This window comes from Pseudocitrobacter sp. RIT415, from assembly GCF_003057695.2.
Lineage (GTDB): Bacteria > Pseudomonadota > Gammaproteobacteria > Enterobacterales > Enterobacteriaceae > Pseudocitrobacter > Pseudocitrobacter faecalis.
On the sequence record NZ_QBJC02000006.1, the window covers coordinates 167477 to 184584 of the forward strand.

Below are 17108 nucleotides of genomic sequence, written 5' to 3' on the forward strand. Positions count from 1 at the left end.
GCGGAGGGCGAACTAAAAATGCCTGAATTGCAAAACGATCCCCTGCTGCCGGGTTACTCCTTTAACGCGCACCTGGTCGCCGGGCTGACGCCGATTGATGCCGGCGGCTATCTCGATTTCTTTATCGACCGGCCGCTGGGCATGAAGGGATTTATCCTTAACCTGACGGTGAAAGGGGAAGGGGTGATTGAAAATCAGGGGCAACAGTTTATTTGTCGCGAAGGCGATATGCTGCTCTTTCCGCCAGGTGAAATTCATCACTACGGTCGTCATCCTGACGCCAGTGAATGGTATCACCAGTGGGTTTATTTCCGCCCCCGCGCTTACTGGCATGAATGGCTGAACTGGCCGACCATATTTGCGCAAACCGGTTTTTTCCGTCCGGATGAAACGCATCAGGCATCAATCTCCGCGCTGTTTGGGCAAATTATTGATGCCGGGCAGGGCGTCGGACGCTATTCAGAATTGCTGGCGATCAACCTGCTGGAACAGCTTCTGCTGCGACGGATGGAGGCCATTAATGAATCGCTGCATCCGCCGATGGATAACCGGGTACGCGATGCCTGCCAGTACATTAGCGATCACCTGGCCGATAGCCATTTTGATATCGCGAGCGTCGCCCAGCATGTGTGTTTGTCGCCGTCGCGCCTGTCACATCTGTTCCGTCAGCAGCTTGGTGTGAGCGTACTGAGCTGGCGCGAAGATCAACGCATCAGCCAGGCGAAGTTACTGCTCAGCACTACGCGTATGCCGATTGCTACCGTGGGGCGCAACGTTGGTTTTGAAGATCAGCTCTATTTTTCTCGCGTCTTTAAGAAATGCACTGGCGCCAGCCCGAGTGAATTCCGTGCGGGTTGTGAATAAAAAGTAAAGAAAAGGAAAGGCGGTGTGTCGGAAAGCGTCATTGCCAGTAAACTATTCAGACAATTGATGGCTTGACGAATGCGGGCGGGATCCTGAGAATCCCCGATTCGTTTTCAAACCGGGCACACTATGCAAGAACTGCTGGAACATTTTATTACCCAGTCAACCACTTACTCGCTGATTGCGGTGGGGCTGGTGGCTTTTCTGGAATCATTAGCGCTGGTCGGTCTGATTTTACCGGGAACGGTGATGATGGCGGGCCTGGGCGCACTGATTGGCAGCGGCGAGGTTAATTTCTGGCAGGCGTGGCTGGTCGGTATCGTCGGTTGTTTGCTGGGGGACTGGATCTCCTTCTGGCTCGGCTGGCGCTTTAAGAAGCCGCTGCATCGCTGGTCGTTTATGAAAAAGAACAAGGCGTTGCTCGATAAAACCGAGCACGCATTGCATCAGCACAGCATGTTCACCATTCTGGTCGGGCGCTTTGTCGGGCCAACGCGCCCGGTTGTACCGATGGTTGCCGGGATGCTTGACCTGCCGGTATCGAAGTTTATTCCGCCGAATATTATTGGTTGCCTGCTCTGGCCGCCAATTTACTTCCTGCCAGGAATTCTGGCGGGGGCCGCGATTGATATTCCTGCGGATATGCAGAGCGGCGGCTTTAAGTGGCTGCTGCTTGGTACGGCGCTGCTACTGTGGATTGCCGCGTGGTTGTGCTGGCGCCTATGGCGCAGTGGTAAAGCAGCAAAAGATCGTCTGACCGTTTACCTGCCGCGCCAGCGTTTATTGTGGGTAGCCCCGCTGATGCTCGGGGTGGGCGTCGTGGCGCTGGTGGCGGCTATACGTCATCCGTTGATGCCCGTTTACATCGATATTTTGCGTAAGGTGGTTGGCCTTTAGCGCAGTTTGCCGGATGGCGCAGCGATGCCGAGTAAATGCGATGCGCTGGCATGACCGCTTAATAACTCTGCGGTCTCGCCATCCCAGGCAATGCGCCCGTCGGCAACCACAATCGCACGCGGGGCAATTCGCGCCGCATCTTCCACACTGTGCGACACCATTAGCAGCGTGATTTGCTCGCGTTCGCATACCGTTTTCACCCGTTGCAGCATCTCCTGGCGCAGCGCCGGGTCGAGCGCGGAAAAAGGTTCATCCAGCAGCAAAATCGGCTGCTCACGCACCAGACAACGCGCCAGTGCGACACGCTGACGCTGGCCGCCAGAGAGTTCACCAGGCAGGCGCGCCAGCATCGACTCAAGCCCCATCTGCTGAGCGATAGCCTGCAATTTCTGCTTTTGCGCATCGTTCAGTTTCAGCGAGGGCGACATCCCCAGCCCGATGTTTTGCTGCACGCTCAGGTGGCTGAACAGGTTATTTTCCTGAAATAACATCGATACCGGGCGACGCGCGGGCGGCGTGTGGGAATGCATCTCGCCGTTAATCACAATTTCACCGCTGGCAGGTGTCAGAAAACCGGCAACCAGATTCAGCAGCGTACTTTTCCCCGCCCCGCTTGGCCCCAGTATGGCGATGAGCTCGCCCTGCGCCACGGAGAGACTAAAGCGCATCGGCAAATGCTGATAAAGCCAGGTCACATCATTGAGTTTTAGCATGGCGCCCCGGTAGTTTTTCAATCACGGTAAAAAGCAGGAAACAGAGCAGCAACAGCAGCAGGGCGGTCACCGCGCCATCCTGGCTGCGATAAGAGCCAATTTGCTGATAAAGATAAAACGGTAGCGTGCGGAAATCGTCATTGCCAAACAGCGCCACCACGCCGAAATCGCCAATCGACAGGACGCAGGCGAAAGCCAGCGCCTGAGCCAAAGGGCGTTTTAGCGCGCGCAGTTCCACCACCTTCAGGCGATTCAATCCGGTCAGCCCCAGCGACTCACACAGCGGTGTATAACGTGCGGTGATATCGCGCATCGGCGTTTCCAGCACTTTTAGCGCGTAGGGGATGGCCATCAGCGCATTGGCGAAAATCACGATGCCGTCGGCGGAATCGGGCAGCCCAATAGTGTTATTCAGCAGCAGGAAAAAGCCGGTCGCCAGCACAATCCCCGGCATGGCAAGAATCAACATGCCGCTCAGTTCGAGCGTCTGCCCGGCAAGCGGCGCGTTACGCGCACGCAGTTCGCGGCTGCTCCACAGCAGCATCATGGTCAGCACTACGCTGAGTACGCCAGCGGCGAGGGCGATGCGCAGCGAAGTCCACAGGGCCTGCCAGAGCGGTGGTTGTAACAGGGCGTTGAGCATCGCCGGGTTGACGCCATCGACCAGTACCGCCAGCAGCGGCGGCAGCATCAATAACAGGGCCAGCGTAATCAGCAGGCCATCGCTAAGGCGGCTGTGCAGACGATCGTCCGGGTCGCGCCAGCCCTGCATTTGCGTAGTACCGACGGCAATCGCCTTGCTCAGGCGCTGGCTAACCAGCACCAGCGTCAGGCAGCATGCCATCTGGATTAGCGCCAGCATCGCGGCTCGCGCCGGATCGTAATCAAAATTGAGCGCCTGATAGATGGCGAGTTCAATGGTGGTGGCTTTCGGCCCGCCGCCCAGTGAAAGCACGGTGGCGAAGCTTGCGAAGCAGAGCATAAAAATGAGCGCGCTGATGGGCAGAATTTGCCGGCGCAGCCACGGCCATTCAACGAAACGGAAGAAGTTAAAACCGCGCATCCCAAGCTGGGCGGCAAGCTGACGTTGTTCACCGGGGATTTGCTCAAGCGCCTGAAGCAGCAGGCGGGTCGCCATCGGCATATTGAAGAACACATGCGCCAGCAGTATGCCCTGCAATCCATAAGGCGAGAAATGCCACTCCAGCCCGAGTGATGCAAAAAGCTGCGCCAGCCAGCCCTGACGCCCGTAAACGCTAAGAATGCCGAATACCGCGACCAGAACGGGCAAAATCAGCGTCATGGCGCACAGGCGCAGCAAGGTTTCGCGGCCTGGGAAGCGACGGCGATAGAGCGCGCGGGCGAGGAAAATCCCGGGCACAACCGACAGTAGCGCAGAAAGAAACGCCTGCCAGAAGGAGAAACGCACGACATGCCAGAGATAACTGTCCGCCAGCAACGTGCGCCAGCTGGCATCCGGTGCGCTTAACCAGAGAGCGAGAAAGGCGGCCAGCGCCACGGCGACGATAAGCGTCGCCGCCGTCACGCCTGGCCAAATCCAGCCGGGAATTAGCGGCTGACGGCGCGTTGCCATGTCGCGATCCAGTTCTGACGCTGCGCGGCGACCTCCTGCGGGGTAAATTCCAGAGCCGTTTCTGGTTTAGCGAGCGACTCAAAGCCTGCGGGCAGCGTCACGTCAGCCACCGGATACATCCAGTTGCCCGTTGGGATAGCCTGCTGGAATGCCGGAGAGACCATAAATTTCAGGAACTTCTCGGCTAATTCAGGCTGTTTGCTGGCGGCGGTGCGCGCCGCCACTTCTACCTGCAAATAATGCCCCTCGGCGAATGCAGCCGCGGCGTAGTTATCTTTTTTCTCTTCGATAATGTGATACGCCGGAGAGGTGGTGTAGCTCAGCACCAGGTCACTTTCGCCTTTCAGGAACAAACCATAGGCTTCGCTCCACCCTTTGGTGACGGTGACGGTTTTCGCCGCCAGTTTTTGCCAGGCTTCGGCTGTTTTATCGCCATACACTTTTTGCATCCACAACAGCAGGCCAAGGCCCGGGGTGCTGGTGCGTGGGTCCTGGTATATCACGCGCCATTTCTGGTCGCTTTCAACCAGCTCTTTCAGGCTTTTCGGCGGGTTCTTCAGTTTGTTTTTATCGTAAACGAAGGCGAAATAGCCGTAGTCGAAGGGAACAAAGGTGTCATCTTCCCAGCCGCCGGGCACGGTGACGGCGCTTGCCGGAACGCCACTTTTGGCGAACAGGTTTGTCTGGCTGGCGGCTTGCAGCAGATTGTTATCGAGCCCCAGCACCACGTCGGCTTTGCTCTTTTTCCCTTCCATGCGCAGGCGGTTAAGCAGCGAGACGCCATCTTCCAGTGCCACGAATTTCAGCTCGCAGTCACAGTCGGCTTCAAAGGCTTTTTTCACCACCGGGCCAGGGCCCCAGTCGGCGGCGAAGGAGTCATAGGTGTAAACCGTGAGCACCGGTTTGGCGAAAGCTGGCATGGCGAGAAGCGCCAGCAGCGGCAGACATTTTTTTAACACTTTGCACCTCAGTAAGCAGGTGGCAAAGGATTTTGAGTTGGCCTCAAATCCCTCCGCCGGCGTTATCCGGATCAGGTTCGACGGGTTTAATCTCAGCTCAGACACGTCATCCTGCGAGTGGCCTCGGCGTTGGCTGCGCTCCTTCACCCCAGTCACATAGTTATCTATGCTCCTGGGGATTCACTCGCTTGCCGCCTTGATGCCACTCACATGATTTAGTGTCTGTTTTTATGCACCCCGTTGAGTAGCTCGCTATTGTAATGATTACGTGAATAAATCAAAAGCGCTATGGATCCGGCGGGGCGAACCACGCGGATTTAAAGTCGAACCAGCCCAGGGTGTTCATGCGCACGCCGCGCATACTGCGTTGCCCCTGAATGCGCAACCAGTGGTGGATAAGCGGCACAATCGCCTGCTGCTCCAGCAACTGCTTGCACCAGGTGGGGAGATCCAGTTCGCCTGCATGCCACTGTCGAATATCTGCCTGCCAGTCGCGCGCGATGCAGCGCTGAAGCAGCGGCACTTCGCAGAGATGCGCAAACAGCGAAAAATCGAGCGGCAGGGTAAAGTTAGCGCTGTTCAGCCACACATCGCTGACCATTTCGCCGCTATGCCACTGTTCATAGTCCACTTCGTTAACTTCAAGTGTGACCTGATGTTCAGCCAGCAACTGCGCCATGATGCGGGCAATGACTTTATGTTCGACGTGGTCGCGATAGAAACCGATGGTGATGCGCTCCAGCCCGGCGGGTTTTTCGTGGGTTTTACTGTGTGCGTGGTGCCAGCGCGGCAGCAGGCCGTAGGCCGGGAACCAGTACTGTTGGTACTGTTCGCTGGCGTGATAGAGCAGATTCGCCGGGGCCAGCACGTGGCTTAACCACTGACGCACGTGTTGATTGGCTCCGCGCGATGAGCGGGCGTCAAACAGCAGATAGTAGCAGCCCTCTTCAAGGCGGCTTTCGACGGCTTCTTCGCTCTGGGTCGTGCCCTGTAACGTCAGGCCGCAACTGAGATCTTCCGCAACGTCAGGTAATACCCAAACATTCACTTCATCTATTAATGCGCGAAAACCGAAATAGTCTTCGAAGGCGTGGATTTTTAGCTGATTCTGGTTATTGCGCACCACCGCGTAAGGGCCGGTGCCCACGGGCTGGCGGGAGAAATGCGGCATGGATGACCACTCGTGCGGCAGGATCATTGCCGGAGTATGGCCGAGCAGCCACGGCAGCCAGCGGTCTGCGTGGGAGAGATGGATATCCAGCGTCCATGCGGTGGGTGACACTATTTGAGTGATATGAGAATAGAGCGGCTGTCCGTTAATGCGTTCCAGCGAATGGATGATGTCTTCCATTTCCAGTTCGCGCCCATGATGGAAATGAATGCCGGGACGCAAATAAAAGCGCCAGTGCACGGGGGAAATTTCCTTCCAGTGGTGCGCAATATCGGCTTCCAGTTCCCCGTTTTCCTCATTTATGCGGGTCAGGGCACTGAAAATTTGTCGCGCGATATGGGTTTCAGAGCGGCGCAACGCCGTGCCGGGCAACAAATTTTGCATCGGGCGATAGTAGAGCACACGCAGAATGTGCCGCCCCTGCCGGAAGCTGCGGCCCAGGTGGGAAACCAGCATCTGTCGCACCGTTGACTTGTCGCCAACCAGTTGCACCAGTTGGTCGATACGATCCTGCTCCAGCAGGTCTTCCGCCCGCTGCTGCTGAAGCGCCAGACCAGTATAAAGGAAGGTTAAACGCGAACGTTTACCCCGCCCGGCCTCGGCTTCCCAGGTCAGCCAGCCGCGCGCTTCCATGGTGTTTAACAGGGTTCGCATATGGCGACGCGAGCAACTCAGTAGCTCCGCCAGTTCGTTTAGCGTCGTTTCCTGCGCTTTGCCGTCGCAGCATTGCCACAGACGGATGAATTGTTGTTGCAGTCGACCAGAAGGCATAAAAGAGGAACTCCTGATAAAAACTCAGCAATTTATTAATCCCTATATTAAGCCAATAATCAATCTCGATGAAGCGGGGAGGTGAATATGAAGAGGTCAACCACAGGTCAGTTTTATCAACACTATTTTTACGCAACACGTCATGTTTCCTGGCTGGCCCGCCAGATGGCAGGGATGCGATTCATAATGCTTGATGATCTGATGCAGTGGGAGGTTACGCGCTCGACCTCTGAACACTAAATCGCCAAATCATGTGTGACTGAGTATTTGCCAGCAGGTATTATCTGCTGGCTTTTTTTATTTCTCGCGCGCTAAAGGATTTCTCATGCTCTGGATTATGACGATGGGACGACGTCTCAACGGTGTCTACGCGGCCTTTATGCTGGTGGCGTTTATGATGGGTGTCGCGGGGGCGCTTCAGGCGCCGACGCTGAGCCTGTTTCTTAGCCGGGAAGTCGGCGCTCAGCCATTTTGGGTGGGGCTGTTTTACACAGTCAACGCCATCGCCGGGATTCTGGTTAGCCTGTGGCTGGCGAAACGCTCCGACAGCCAGGGCGATCGTCGCAAGCTTATTATGTTCTGCTGCCTGATGGCGGTGGGGAACGCGCTGCTGTTTGCTTTTAATCGCCACTATTTAACGCTGATCACCTGCGGTGTATTGCTGGCTTCAATCGCTAACGCCGCGATGCCGCAGCTGTTTGCGCTGGCGCGTGAATATGCCGACAGTTCAGCGCGGGAAGTGGTCATGTTCAGCTCGGTGATGCGTGCGCAGCTTTCGCTGGCATGGGTCATTGGCCCGCCGCTGGCGTTTATGCTGGCGCTGAATTATGGCTTTACGATGATGTTCGCCATTGCCGCCGGGATTTTTGCCATCAGCCTGGCGATGATTGCGCTGATGCTGCCCTCGGTGGCGCGTATTGAACAGGCGGCGGACGTTGAAATCACCCAGGTGAGCGGCTGGAACGATCCTAACGTACGGATGCTGTTTATCGCGTCTACGCTGATGTGGACCTGTAATACCATGTATATCATCGATATGCCGCTGTGGATCAGTAGCGATCTCGGTCTGCCGGACAAGCTGGCGGGGATCCTGATGGGCACGGCCGCCGGGCTGGAAATTCCGGCGATGATCCTCGCGGGGTATTACGTCAAACGCTTTGGCAAGCGTCGTATGATGGTGACATCGGTGGCCTTTGGCGTGCTGTTTTATGTCGGGTTGATACTGTTCCACAGCGAAACGGCACTGCTGATTTTGCAACTGTTCAACGCGGTGTTTATCGGGATTGTCGCCGGGATTGGCATGCTGTGGTTCCAGGATCTGATGCCGGGGCGTGCGGGCTCGGCAACGACGCTCTTTACCAACAGTATTTCCACGGGCGTGATTCTGGCCGGGGTTATCCAGGGGGCCATTGCACAGAGTTTTGGTCATGCGATGGTGTATTGGGTGATTGCCGGAATTTCACTGGTCACGCTGTTTATGACCAGCCGGGTGAAGGACGTTTAAAGGCGTTGCGCTCTTTGGTTGCCGGATGCGCTGCGCTTATCCGGCCTACGGACGTGAATCCTTTGTAGGCCGGATAAGGCGTAGCAGCACTAGCGCATAAACGCCGGCTGCTTATTCTCATACGCCGAAATAGCGTCTTCGTGTTGCAGCGTCAGGCCGATGCTGTCCAGACCATTCAGCATGCAGTGGCGGCGGAAGTCATCAATCTTAAAGCTGTAAGATTTGTCGCCCGCTTTCACCACCTGCGCTTCCAGATCCACCTCAAAGGTGATGCCCGGATTCGCCTGTACCAGCGCGAACAGTTCATCAACTTCCGCATCGCTAAGCGTCACTGGCAGCAGCTGGTTGTTAAAGCTGTTGCCGTAGAAGATATCAGCGAAGCTTGGGGCAATGACCACTTTAAAGCCATAATCGGTTAACGCCCACGGTGCATGCTCGCGCGAGGAGCCACAGCCAAAGTTTTCCCGCGCCAGCAGGATAGACGCGCCTTTATAAACCGGGAAGTTCAGCACGAATTCCGGGTTTGGCTGCTCGCCTTTATCGTCCAGGAAGCGCCAGTCGTTGAACAGATGCGCGCCAAAGCCGGTGCGCGTCACTTTCTGCAAAAACTGCTTCGGAATGATGGCGTCAGTATCGACGTTCGCCGCGTCCAGCGGAACCACCAGCCCGGTATGTTGGGTAAATTTCTCTGCCATGATGGTTTCCTTATTTCAGACTGCGAATATCGGCGAAGTGACCGCTAACGGCGGCTGCCGCTGCCATTGCCGGGCTGACCAGATGCGTGCGGCCACCACGGCCCTGACGGCCTTCAAAGTTACGGTTGCTGGTGGATGCGCAGCGCTCGCCCGGATTCAGGCGGTCGTTGTTCATCGCCAGACACATGGAGCAGCCCGGTAAGCGCCACTCAAAGCCTGCTTCGATAAAGATCTTATCCAGACCTTCCGCTTCCGCCTGCGCTTTCACCGGGCCGGAGCCTGGCACCACCAGTGCCTGTACGCCGGGTGCGACTTTACGCCCTTTGGCAATTTCTGCCGCCGCACGCAAATCTTCAATACGCGAGTTGGTACAGGAACCAATAAACACTTTATCGATCGCCACTTCCGTCAGCGGCACGCCAGATTTCAGACCCATATAGGCCAGCGCTTTTTCCGCTGATGCGCGTTCAACCGGATCGGCAAACGACGCCGGATCAGGGATATTGTCATTTACCGAGATCACCTGACCAGGGTTGGTGCCCCAGGTGACCTGCGGAGCGATCTCTTCTGCCTGCAAGGTGACGGTGGCGTCAAATTTCGCACCTTCATCCGTATGCAGGGTTTTCCAGTACGCGACAGCATCGTCGAAATCTTTCTCTTTCGGCGCGTGCAGGCGATCTTTCACGTAGTTGAAGGTGGTCTCATCCGGGGCGACCAGACCCGCTTTAGCGCCCATTTCAATCGCCATATTACACAGGGTCATACGGCCTTCCATGCTCAGCGCACGGATGGCGTCACCACAGAATTCAACCACATATCCGGTACCACCGGCGCTGCCGGTTTTGCCGATAATCGCCAGCACGATATCTTTTGCGGTGATGCCCGGTGCGGCGGTGCCTTTCACTTCAATCTTCATGGTTTTGGCGCGGCCCTGTTTCAGGGTTTGCGTCGCCAGCACGTGTTCCACTTCGGAGGTGCCAATACCAAACGCCAGCGCGCCAAACGCGCCGTGGGTGGCCGTGTGGGAGTCGCCACAGACGATGGTCATGCCCGGCAGGGTGATCCCCTGTTCCGGCCCCATCACGTGCACGATGCCCTGATAGGGATGATTCAGGTCGTACAGCTCAACGCCGAACGCTTTACAGTTTTTAATCAGCTCCTGCATCTGGATGCGGGCCATCTCGCCGGAGGCATTGATATCTTTGGTTTGCGTCGAAACGTTATGATCCATAGTGGCGAAGGTTTTACCCGGCTGACGCACCGGGCGATTGTGCGCACGCAGGCCGTCAAACGCCTGAGGAGACGTCACTTCGTGCACCAGATGACGGTCGATGTACAGCAGTGGTGTTTCGCTGGGCGCTTCATAAACCACATGGGCATCGAACAATTTTTCATACAGCGTCTTTGCCATGATTACACCCCTTCAGCGATATAGCGGGCCACGATATCGCCCATTTCATCAGTACTGACTGCCGCGCCGCCGCGTGCTAAATCGCCGGTACGGATACCTTCTTCCAGCGCGCGGTTAATCGCGTTTTCAATGGCATCCGCCGCGTCGTTAGCATCCAGGCTGTAGCGCAGCAGCAGCGCCAGCGACAGGATCTGGGCAATCGGGTTGGCGATATTTTTCCCGGCGATATCCGGCGCAGAACCGCCCGCAGGTTCATACAGGCCAAAACCTTGCTCATTCAGGCTGGCGGACGGCAGCATGCCCATTGAGCCGGTGATCATCGCGCATTCGTCAGAGAGAATGTCGCCGAACAGGTTGGAGCACAGCACCACGTCAAACTGCGACGGATCTTTAATCATCTGCATGGTGGCGTTGTCGATATACATGTGGTTCAGTTCCACATCCGCATATTCACGGCCAATTTCGGTAACGATCTCACGCCACAGAATGGAGGACTGCAACACGTTGGACTTATCAATTGAAGTCACTTTGTGACGGCGTTTACGCGCTGATTCAAACGCGATGCGCGCGATACGCTCGATTTCGAAACGGTGATACACCTCGGTATCAAACGCTTTTTCATACTGACCGCTGCCTTCGCGGCCTTTCGGCTGACCGAAGTAGATACCGCCGGTCAGTTCACGCACGCACAGAATGTCGAAACCGTTGGCGGCAATATCGGCGCGCAGCGGGCAAAACTCTTCCAGCCCCTGATACAGTTTTGCCGGACGCAGGTTGCTGAACAGTTTGAAATGCTTACGCAGCGGCAACAGTGCCCCGCGCTCAGGTTGATCGTTTGGCGGCAGGTGTTCCCATTTCGGGCCGCCTACGGAGCCAAACAGCACGGCGTCAGCCTGCTCGCAACCTTCCACGGTGGCTTTCGGCAGCGGTGTACCGTGATTATCAATCGCGATACCGCCCACGTCGTAGTGGCTGGTGGTGATGCGCATATCGAAACGCTGACGAATCGCTTCCAGTACTTTCAAAGCCTGTGTCATCACTTCCGGGCCAATACCGTCACCTGGTAACACAGCAATATGGTAATTCTTCGACATTACACGGTTTCCTTTTTGTTCTCTTTATTCTGAGCTTTGCGTTGTAACTCTTTTTCGACTTCAGCGGCGCGCCAGATGTTATTCAGCACGTGAACCATTGCTTTCGCGGAGGACTCAACGATATCCGTCGCCAGGCCGACACCGTGGAAGCGACGACCATTGTGGGTGACGACGATATCCACCTGGCCCAGCGCATCTTTGCCGTGGCCTTTGGCGCTCAAGCCGTATTTCACCAGTTCGATGTCGTATTGCGTGATACGGTTAATCGCGTGGTAAATGGCGTCGACCGGGCCGTTGCCGTTGGCGGCTTCGGCTTTCACTTCATCACCGCACGCCAGCTTGACCGAGGCGGTGGCGATATCGCTGGAGCCTGACTGCACGCTGAAGTAGTCCAGGCGGAAATGTTCTGGCTCTTCCTGCTGCTTGTTGATGAACGCCAGCGCTTCCAGGTCGTAATCAAAGACCTGGCCTTTTTTGTCTGCCAGCTTCAGGAAGGCGTCGTACAGCTGATCCATGCTGTAGTCGGACTCTTTGTAGCCCATCTCGTCCATGCGGTGTTTCACTGCCGCACGTCCTGAGCGTGAGGTCAGATTCAGTTGCACCTGATTCAGGCCGATGGATTCCGGGGTCATGATTTCGTAGTTTTCGCGGTTTTTCAGCACGCCGTCCTGGTGAATACCGGAGGAGTGGGCGAAGGCGCCGCTGCCGATGATCGCTTTGTTCGCCGGAATCGGCATATTGCAGATCTGGCTGACGGTCTGGCTGGTACGCCAGATTTCGTGGTGGTTGATGTTGGTGTGCAGATTCATGATGTCTTTGCGCACCTTAATCGCCATGATGACCTCTTCCAGCGAGCAGTTACCGGCACGTTCGCCGATACCGTTCATCGCGCCTTCGACCTGACGCGCGCCGGCGTGGACTGCGGCGATAGCGTTGCCAACGGCCAGACCTAAATCGTCATGGGTGTGAACGGAGATAATCGCTTTATCAATGTTCGGTACACGCTCATACAGGCCGGTAATAATGTTGCCGAACTCGAACGGCATGGTGTAGCCCACGGTGTCCGGGATATTGATGGTGGTGGCCCCAGCGTTAATTGCCGCTTCGACTACGCACGCTAACTGGTCAATCGGGGTACGGCCCGCATCTTCACAAGAGAACTCGACGTCGTCGGTGTAGTTACGCGCACGTTTAACCATATAGACCGCGCGTTCAATCACCTCATCCAGCGTGCTGCGCAGCTTGGTGGCGATGTGCATTGGCGAGGTGGCGATAAAGGTATGAATACGGAATGCTTCCGCCACTTTCAGGGATTCGGCTGCCACGTCAATGTCGTGCTCAACACAGCGGGCTAATGCGCAGACGCGGCTGTTTTTGATGCTACGCGCGATGGTCTGTACCGATTCGAAGTCGCCCGGTGAAGAGACCGGAAACCCGACTTCCATCACGTCGACGCCCATACGCTCAAGGGCGAAGGCAATCTGCAGTTTTTCTTTTACACTCAGGCTTGCCTGTAACGCCTGTTCGCCGTCACGTAAGGTGGTATCGAAGATAATGACTTGTTGGCTCATGTTTGAGGTCCTTAGTTCACTTGGGGCGCCTTGCTACGAGCGAAAAAAAACCCGCGCAACGGCGCGGGTTCTGATGCTTACTGGATGATGACTTAACGCTTAACGTCGTCCAGCAGTCTACCGCGCACAAAAGAGGCGTTTAGTAGTAGTAGACCGTTGAAACGAGTAGTGCGGATCATTGTCGTCATGCTCCAGATGAATTCGATATGCTTTTAGTGGTACTGGATATGATGATTGATGTCAATACCCGGTGGTTAAAAGCCTCTGCCAATGACCTTTTTGGTTGGGGGTTAAATTAGCTTATTGTGCTGACGAATGTCACAAATTCCAGAGGATCCTTTTTTGGACGGGTAATCATTTTTATATTTTGTCGCAAATAAAAATATTTGCTGCTAATTGCTTACGATATTGTCACCGTCAGGGGGCTAACTTATCGCTCTGATTCAATGGCATTTCTTGTTCTTAAACATTTTTATTGTGAATGTATCAGAAGGGAAATTGCTAAGAAAACGTTAATGATTTTCAATGCGAAATATAACAGTTTAATAAAACTTAAAGTATCGTTAATTATTCGTGCTGTTGTTTATTTACCAAATCTATGGGTAAACTATTTGCAATTAGTTTCTTTGATGTGAATGCCATTATTGACCGGAGCAATCGGTGCCTCTCTGGCCTTTATGAATTCCTAATTTTATCAATTTCTCTTTTTTGGATCTTATATGCATGGTAAATCATATTGTCATAATATATTTCTGCGATTTTGCAAAGGGAGTTTAGCATGACAGTGGAGTCAGAAAGTGTAGTAATGAAACCGGAACAGCATAGCGGTAATCTTCATGAAAGCAGCAAACCTCAACTTAGAATGGTTGACCTCAATTTGCTGACCGTGTTTGACGCCGTCATGCAGGAACAAAACATTACTCGTGCCGCGCATATGCTGGGAATGTCGCAGCCCGCAGTCAGTAACGCAGTGGCGCGTTTGAAGGTAATGTTTAATGATGAGCTATTTGTGCGCTATGGTCGTGGTATTCAACCGACCGCTCGTGCATTCCAGCTTTTCGGTTCTGTTCGCCAGGCCTTACAACTGGTGCAAAACGAACTGCCAGGATCGGGTTTTGAACCTGTTAGCAGCGAACGCGTCTTTAATCTTTGCGTATGTAGCCCACTGGATAATTATTTAACGTCGATTATTTTTAACCGCGTTGCAGAAATAGCGCCGAATATTCATTTAGTATTTAAGTCATCCTTAAACCAGAATACCGAACATCAGCTACGCTACCAGGAAATTGAATTCGTTCTGGGATATGAAGAGTTCCGTCGCCCGGAATTTGCCTGTGTACCGTTATTTAATGATGAGATGGTGCTGGTGGTCAGTAAAAAACATCCGCGCATTAATGGGCCGTTGACTGAAAATCTGGTTTACCAGGAAGAGCATGCCGTGGTAGCGCTGGATCGCTACGCGTCCTTTAGCCAGCCGTGGTATGACACGCCGGATAAACAAAGCCGTATTGCCTATCAGGGGATGGCGTTGATCAGCGTATTAAATGTGGTGTCGCAAACACATCTTGTCGCCATTGCACCGCGCTGGCTGGCTGAAGAGTTTTCCGAGAAACTGGCGCTGCAGGTTCTGCCGCTGCCAATGAAGGTAAATAGCCGTACGTGCTTCCTTTCCTGGCATGAGGCTGCTGGCAGAGACCGCGGTCATCAGTGGATGGAAGAGTTACTGATTAATGTTTGTCGTCATCAGTAATCATGAACAATCACCGGATGCGAAAGCATCCGGTTTGTTTTGTATTGGATATAAAATAAAGAATTTTATTCTGTTGTTATTCGCGGCGATTTGTCTGCGAGCGTAAAAAAATGGAGGTTTTGCTACGAAACGCGTATTCCTCCGAGTATCTGCCAAACGCTTTTCTTATCGTTGAATGATTCCACCGCCTTTATTGTTATTTGCTCTCTTTTCTGCTTTTTCCCCTTTAAGACTCCGTAGTTACGCCGATTGCCTGCCTGATGATGAGCGGTTATGTTGTTGGATTAGGGTAATGACATAAGTCTGCGCGGTCAGTTGGCTGACCGTGCGGCATGATTGCGCGGAAATGAGTTCTGCCATCATCAAAATATCAGCCTGGAGGCAAACCATGGAGATGTTGTCTGGCGCCGAGATGGTCGTCCGGTCGTTAATCGATCAGGGCGTGAAGCAGGTCTTTGGCTATCCTGGGGGCGCGGTCCTCGATATCTACGATGCGCTACATACTGTTGGCGGAATCGATCATGTGCTGGTGCGCCATGAGCAGGCGGCGGTACATATGGCGGATGGTCTTGCGCGCGCGACCGGCGAAGTGGGTGTGGTGCTGGTGACATCCGGGCCAGGCGCAACCAACGCGATTACCGGTATTGCCACCGCATATATGGACTCTATCCCGCTGGTGGTGCTTTCCGGTCAGGTGGCGACCTCGCTGATTGGCTATGACGCTTTTCAGGAGTGCGACATGGTGGGGATCTCCCGCCCGGTGGTGAAACACAGCTTCCTGGTGAAGCAGACGGAAGATATTCCGGGTGTGCTGAAAAAAGCCTTCTGGCTGGCAGCCAGCGGCCGCCCTGGCCCGGTCGTCGTGGATCTGCCAAAAGATATTCTCAACCCGGCGAATAAGCTGCCATATCACTATCCTGATTCGGTCAGCATGCGCTCCTATAACCCGACGACCACCGGGCATAAAGGGCAAATCAAGCGCGCGCTGCAAACGCTGGTCGCGGCCAAAAAACCGGTGGTTTACGTTGGCGGCGGGGCGGTCAACGCCGGGTGTCATGAACAGTTACGCACGCTTATTGAAAAACTGAATCTGCCGGTGGCGTCATCGCTGATGGGGCTCGGCGCATTTCCCGCCACGCATCAGCAGGCGCTGGGGATGCTGGGCATGCACGGCACGTACGAAGCCAACATGACGATGCACAACTCCGATGTCATCTTCGCCGTTGGCGTGCGCTTTGACGATCGCACCACCAACAATCTGGCGAAGTACTGCCCGGATGCCACCGTGCTGCACATTGATATCGATCCGACGTCGATCTCGAAAACCGTCGCAGCGGATATTCCGATCGTTGGCGATGCGCGGCTGGTGCTGGAGCAGATGCTGGAACTGTTGGATCAAGAAGATGCGCAGCAGCCGCTGGATGAGATCCGCGACTGGTGGCAACAGATCGAACAGTGGCGCGCGCGTCACTGCCTGAGCTACGACAAAAACAGCGATCAAATCAAACCACAGGCGGTCATCGAAACGATCTGGCGTTTGACAGAAGGTGAGGCTTACGTCACCTCTGACGTGGGGCAGCATCAGATGTTCGCCGCACTCTATTATCCCTTTGCCAAACCGCGCCGTTGGATCAACTCCGGCGGTCTCGGCACGATGGGCTTTGGCCTGCCCGCCGCGCTGGGAGTGAAAATGGCGCTGCCGGACGAAACGGTCATCTGCGTGACCGGTGATGGCAGTATTCAGATGAATATTCAGGAACTCTCCACCGCCTTGCAGTACAACTTGCCGGTGCTGGTGCTGAACCTGAATAACGGTTACCTCGGCATGGTGAAGCAGTGGCAGGACATGATCTATTCCGGTCGCCACTCACAATCCTATATGCAATCGTTGCCGGATTTCGTGCGTCTGGCGGAAGCCTATGGGCACGTGGGGATCCGCATTACGACGCCTGATGAGCTGGAAAGCAAACTCGCGCAGGCGCTGGAGCAGGTGCGCAGTAACCGTCTGGTGTTTGTCGATGTGGCGGTTGATGGCAGTGAGCATGTCTATCCGATGCATATTCGCGGTGGCGGAATGGACGAGATGTGGTTGAGTAAAACGGAGAGAACCTGAT

14 protein-coding genes and 1 riboswitch are annotated in these 17108 nt (G+C 54.9%); of the genes, 6 read left to right on the top strand and 8 right to left on the bottom strand.

Going from position 1 to position 17108, the window contains the following annotated elements; genetic code table 11:
* Positions 1 to 18: 18 nt before the first annotated feature.
* On the top strand, positions 19 to 864 hold the full coding sequence (gene araC / locus DBY68_RS08740; RefSeq protein ID WP_108475523.1) for an arabinose operon transcriptional regulator AraC: 846 nt from the start codon (positions 19 to 21) through the stop codon (positions 862 to 864).
* Positions 865 to 993: 129 nt separating this feature from the next.
* Positions 994 to 1761, top strand: a complete 768-nt coding sequence (locus tag DBY68_RS08745; RefSeq protein ID WP_108475524.1) for a DedA family protein — start codon at positions 994 to 996, stop codon at positions 1759 to 1761.
* Here DBY68_RS08745 and thiQ read toward each other — a convergent pair.
* The 4 genes from thiQ to sgrR all read right to left on the bottom strand — a co-directional run bounded on the left by thiQ (position 1758) and on the right by sgrR (position 6969).
* On the bottom strand, positions 1758 to 2474 hold the full coding sequence (gene thiQ, locus DBY68_RS08750; RefSeq protein WP_108475525.1) for a thiamine ABC transporter ATP-binding protein ThiQ: 717 nt from the start codon (positions 2472 to 2474) through the stop codon (positions 1758 to 1760). The two genes, DBY68_RS08745 and thiQ, sit on opposite strands and share 4 nt — an antisense overlap.
* The gene (gene thiP / locus DBY68_RS08755) at positions 2458 to 4068 is read right to left on the bottom strand and encodes a thiamine/thiamine pyrophosphate ABC transporter permease ThiP (protein ID WP_108475526.1); all 1611 of its coding nucleotides are present in this window, start codon (positions 4066 to 4068) and stop codon (positions 2458 to 2460) included. Before thiP ends, thiQ begins: the two co-directional genes overlap by 17 nt.
* On the bottom strand, positions 4044 to 5027 hold the full coding sequence (thiB, locus tag DBY68_RS08760) for a thiamine ABC transporter substrate binding subunit (protein WP_108475587.1): 984 nt from the start codon (positions 5025 to 5027) through the stop codon (positions 4044 to 4046). Before thiB ends, thiP begins: the two co-directional genes overlap by 25 nt.
* Positions 5028 to 5057: 30 nt before the next feature.
* A riboswitch (TPP riboswitch) is annotated at positions 5058 to 5277 on the bottom strand.
* A 36-nt stretch (positions 5278 to 5313) separates the two neighbouring features.
* On the bottom strand, positions 5314 to 6969 hold the full coding sequence (sgrR, locus tag DBY68_RS08765) for an HTH-type transcriptional regulator SgrR (protein ID WP_108475527.1): 1656 nt from the start codon (positions 6967 to 6969) through the stop codon (positions 5314 to 5316).
* An 87-nt stretch (positions 6970 to 7056) separates the two neighbouring features.
* On the opposite strand from sgrR, the gene sgrT reads away from it, so the two are divergent.
* Entirely contained in the window at positions 7057 to 7209 is a 153-nt protein-coding gene (gene sgrT / locus DBY68_RS08770) for a glucose uptake inhibitor SgrT (RefSeq protein WP_108475528.1), read from the top strand.
* A gap of 85 nt (positions 7210 to 7294) precedes the next feature.
* Positions 7295 to 8473 carry a sugar efflux transporter gene (locus DBY68_RS08775; protein ID WP_108475529.1) on the top strand — a complete coding sequence of 393 codons (1179 nt, stop codon included), beginning with the start codon at positions 7295 to 7297 and terminating at the stop codon, positions 8471 to 8473.
* A gap of 89 nt (positions 8474 to 8562) precedes the next feature.
* Here the strand turns inward: DBY68_RS08775 and leuD are convergent, their stop codons facing one another.
* Genes leuD through leuA form a run of 4 tightly spaced genes read right to left on the bottom strand, consistent with a single transcriptional unit; the run spans position 8563 to position 13244 of the window.
* Entirely contained in the window at positions 8563 to 9168 is a 606-nt protein-coding gene (gene leuD / locus DBY68_RS08780; RefSeq protein ID WP_108475530.1) for a 3-isopropylmalate dehydratase small subunit, read from the bottom strand.
* Positions 9169 to 9178: 10 nt separating this feature from the next.
* Entirely contained in the window at positions 9179 to 10579 is a 1401-nt protein-coding gene (leuC, locus tag DBY68_RS08785; protein ID WP_108475531.1) for a 3-isopropylmalate dehydratase large subunit, read from the bottom strand.
* 2 nt (positions 10580 to 10581) lie between these two features.
* A complete protein-coding gene (gene leuB, locus DBY68_RS08790) occupies positions 10582 to 11673 on the bottom strand; it encodes a 3-isopropylmalate dehydrogenase (protein ID WP_015965936.1) in 1092 nt (363 codons plus the stop codon).
* Entirely contained in the window at positions 11673 to 13244 is a 1572-nt protein-coding gene (gene leuA / locus DBY68_RS08795) for a 2-isopropylmalate synthase (RefSeq protein ID WP_108475532.1), read from the bottom strand. The genes leuB and leuA overlap by 1 nt, the downstream gene beginning before the upstream one ends.
* Before the next feature lie 778 nt (positions 13245 to 14022).
* On the opposite strand from leuA, the gene leuO reads away from it, so the two are divergent.
* Together leuO and ilvI are read left to right on the top strand one after the other, a co-directional pair.
* On the top strand, positions 14023 to 14994 hold the full coding sequence (gene leuO, locus DBY68_RS08805; protein WP_108475534.1) for a transcriptional regulator LeuO: 972 nt from the start codon (positions 14023 to 14025) through the stop codon (positions 14992 to 14994).
* Between the two features lie 388 nt (positions 14995 to 15382).
* A complete protein-coding gene (gene ilvI, locus DBY68_RS08810; protein ID WP_108475535.1) occupies positions 15383 to 17107 on the top strand; it encodes an acetolactate synthase 3 large subunit in 1725 nt (574 codons plus the stop codon).
* Position 17108: the final 1 nt, after the last annotated feature.

Excerpts from the sequence above, each read along its gene's own strand:
- araC (WP_108475523.1), top strand. The coding sequence starts at position 19 with ATGCCTGAATTGCAAAACGATCCCCTGCTGCCGGGTTACTCCTTTAAC.
- DBY68_RS08745 (WP_108475524.1), top strand. The coding sequence starts at position 994 with ATGCAAGAACTGCTGGAACATTTTATTACCCAGTCAACCACTTACTCG.
- thiQ (WP_108475525.1), bottom strand. The coding sequence starts at position 2,474 with ATGCTAAAACTCAATGATGTGACCTGGCTTTATCAGCATTTGCCGATG.
- thiP (WP_108475526.1), bottom strand. The coding sequence starts at position 4,068 with ATGGCAACGCGCCGTCAGCCGCTAATTCCCGGCTGGATTTGGCCAGGC.
- sgrR (WP_108475527.1), bottom strand. The coding sequence starts at position 6,969 with ATGCCTTCTGGTCGACTGCAACAACAATTCATCCGTCTGTGGCAATGC.
- sgrT (WP_108475528.1), top strand. The coding sequence starts at position 7,057 with ATGAAGAGGTCAACCACAGGTCAGTTTTATCAACACTATTTTTACGCA.
- DBY68_RS08775 (WP_108475529.1), top strand. The coding sequence starts at position 7,295 with ATGCTCTGGATTATGACGATGGGACGACGTCTCAACGGTGTCTACGCG.
- leuD (WP_108475530.1), bottom strand. The coding sequence starts at position 9,168 with ATGGCAGAGAAATTTACCCAACATACCGGGCTGGTGGTTCCGCTGGAC.
- leuC (WP_108475531.1), bottom strand. The coding sequence starts at position 10,579 with ATGGCAAAGACGCTGTATGAAAAATTGTTCGATGCCCATGTGGTTTAT.
- leuB (WP_015965936.1), bottom strand. The coding sequence starts at position 11,673 with ATGTCGAAGAATTACCATATTGCTGTGTTACCAGGTGACGGTATTGGC.
- leuA (WP_108475532.1), bottom strand. The coding sequence starts at position 13,244 with ATGAGCCAACAAGTCATTATCTTCGATACCACCTTACGTGACGGCGAA.
- leuO (WP_108475534.1), top strand. The coding sequence starts at position 14,023 with ATGACAGTGGAGTCAGAAAGTGTAGTAATGAAACCGGAACAGCATAGC.
- ilvI (WP_108475535.1), top strand. The coding sequence starts at position 15,383 with ATGGAGATGTTGTCTGGCGCCGAGATGGTCGTCCGGTCGTTAATCGAT.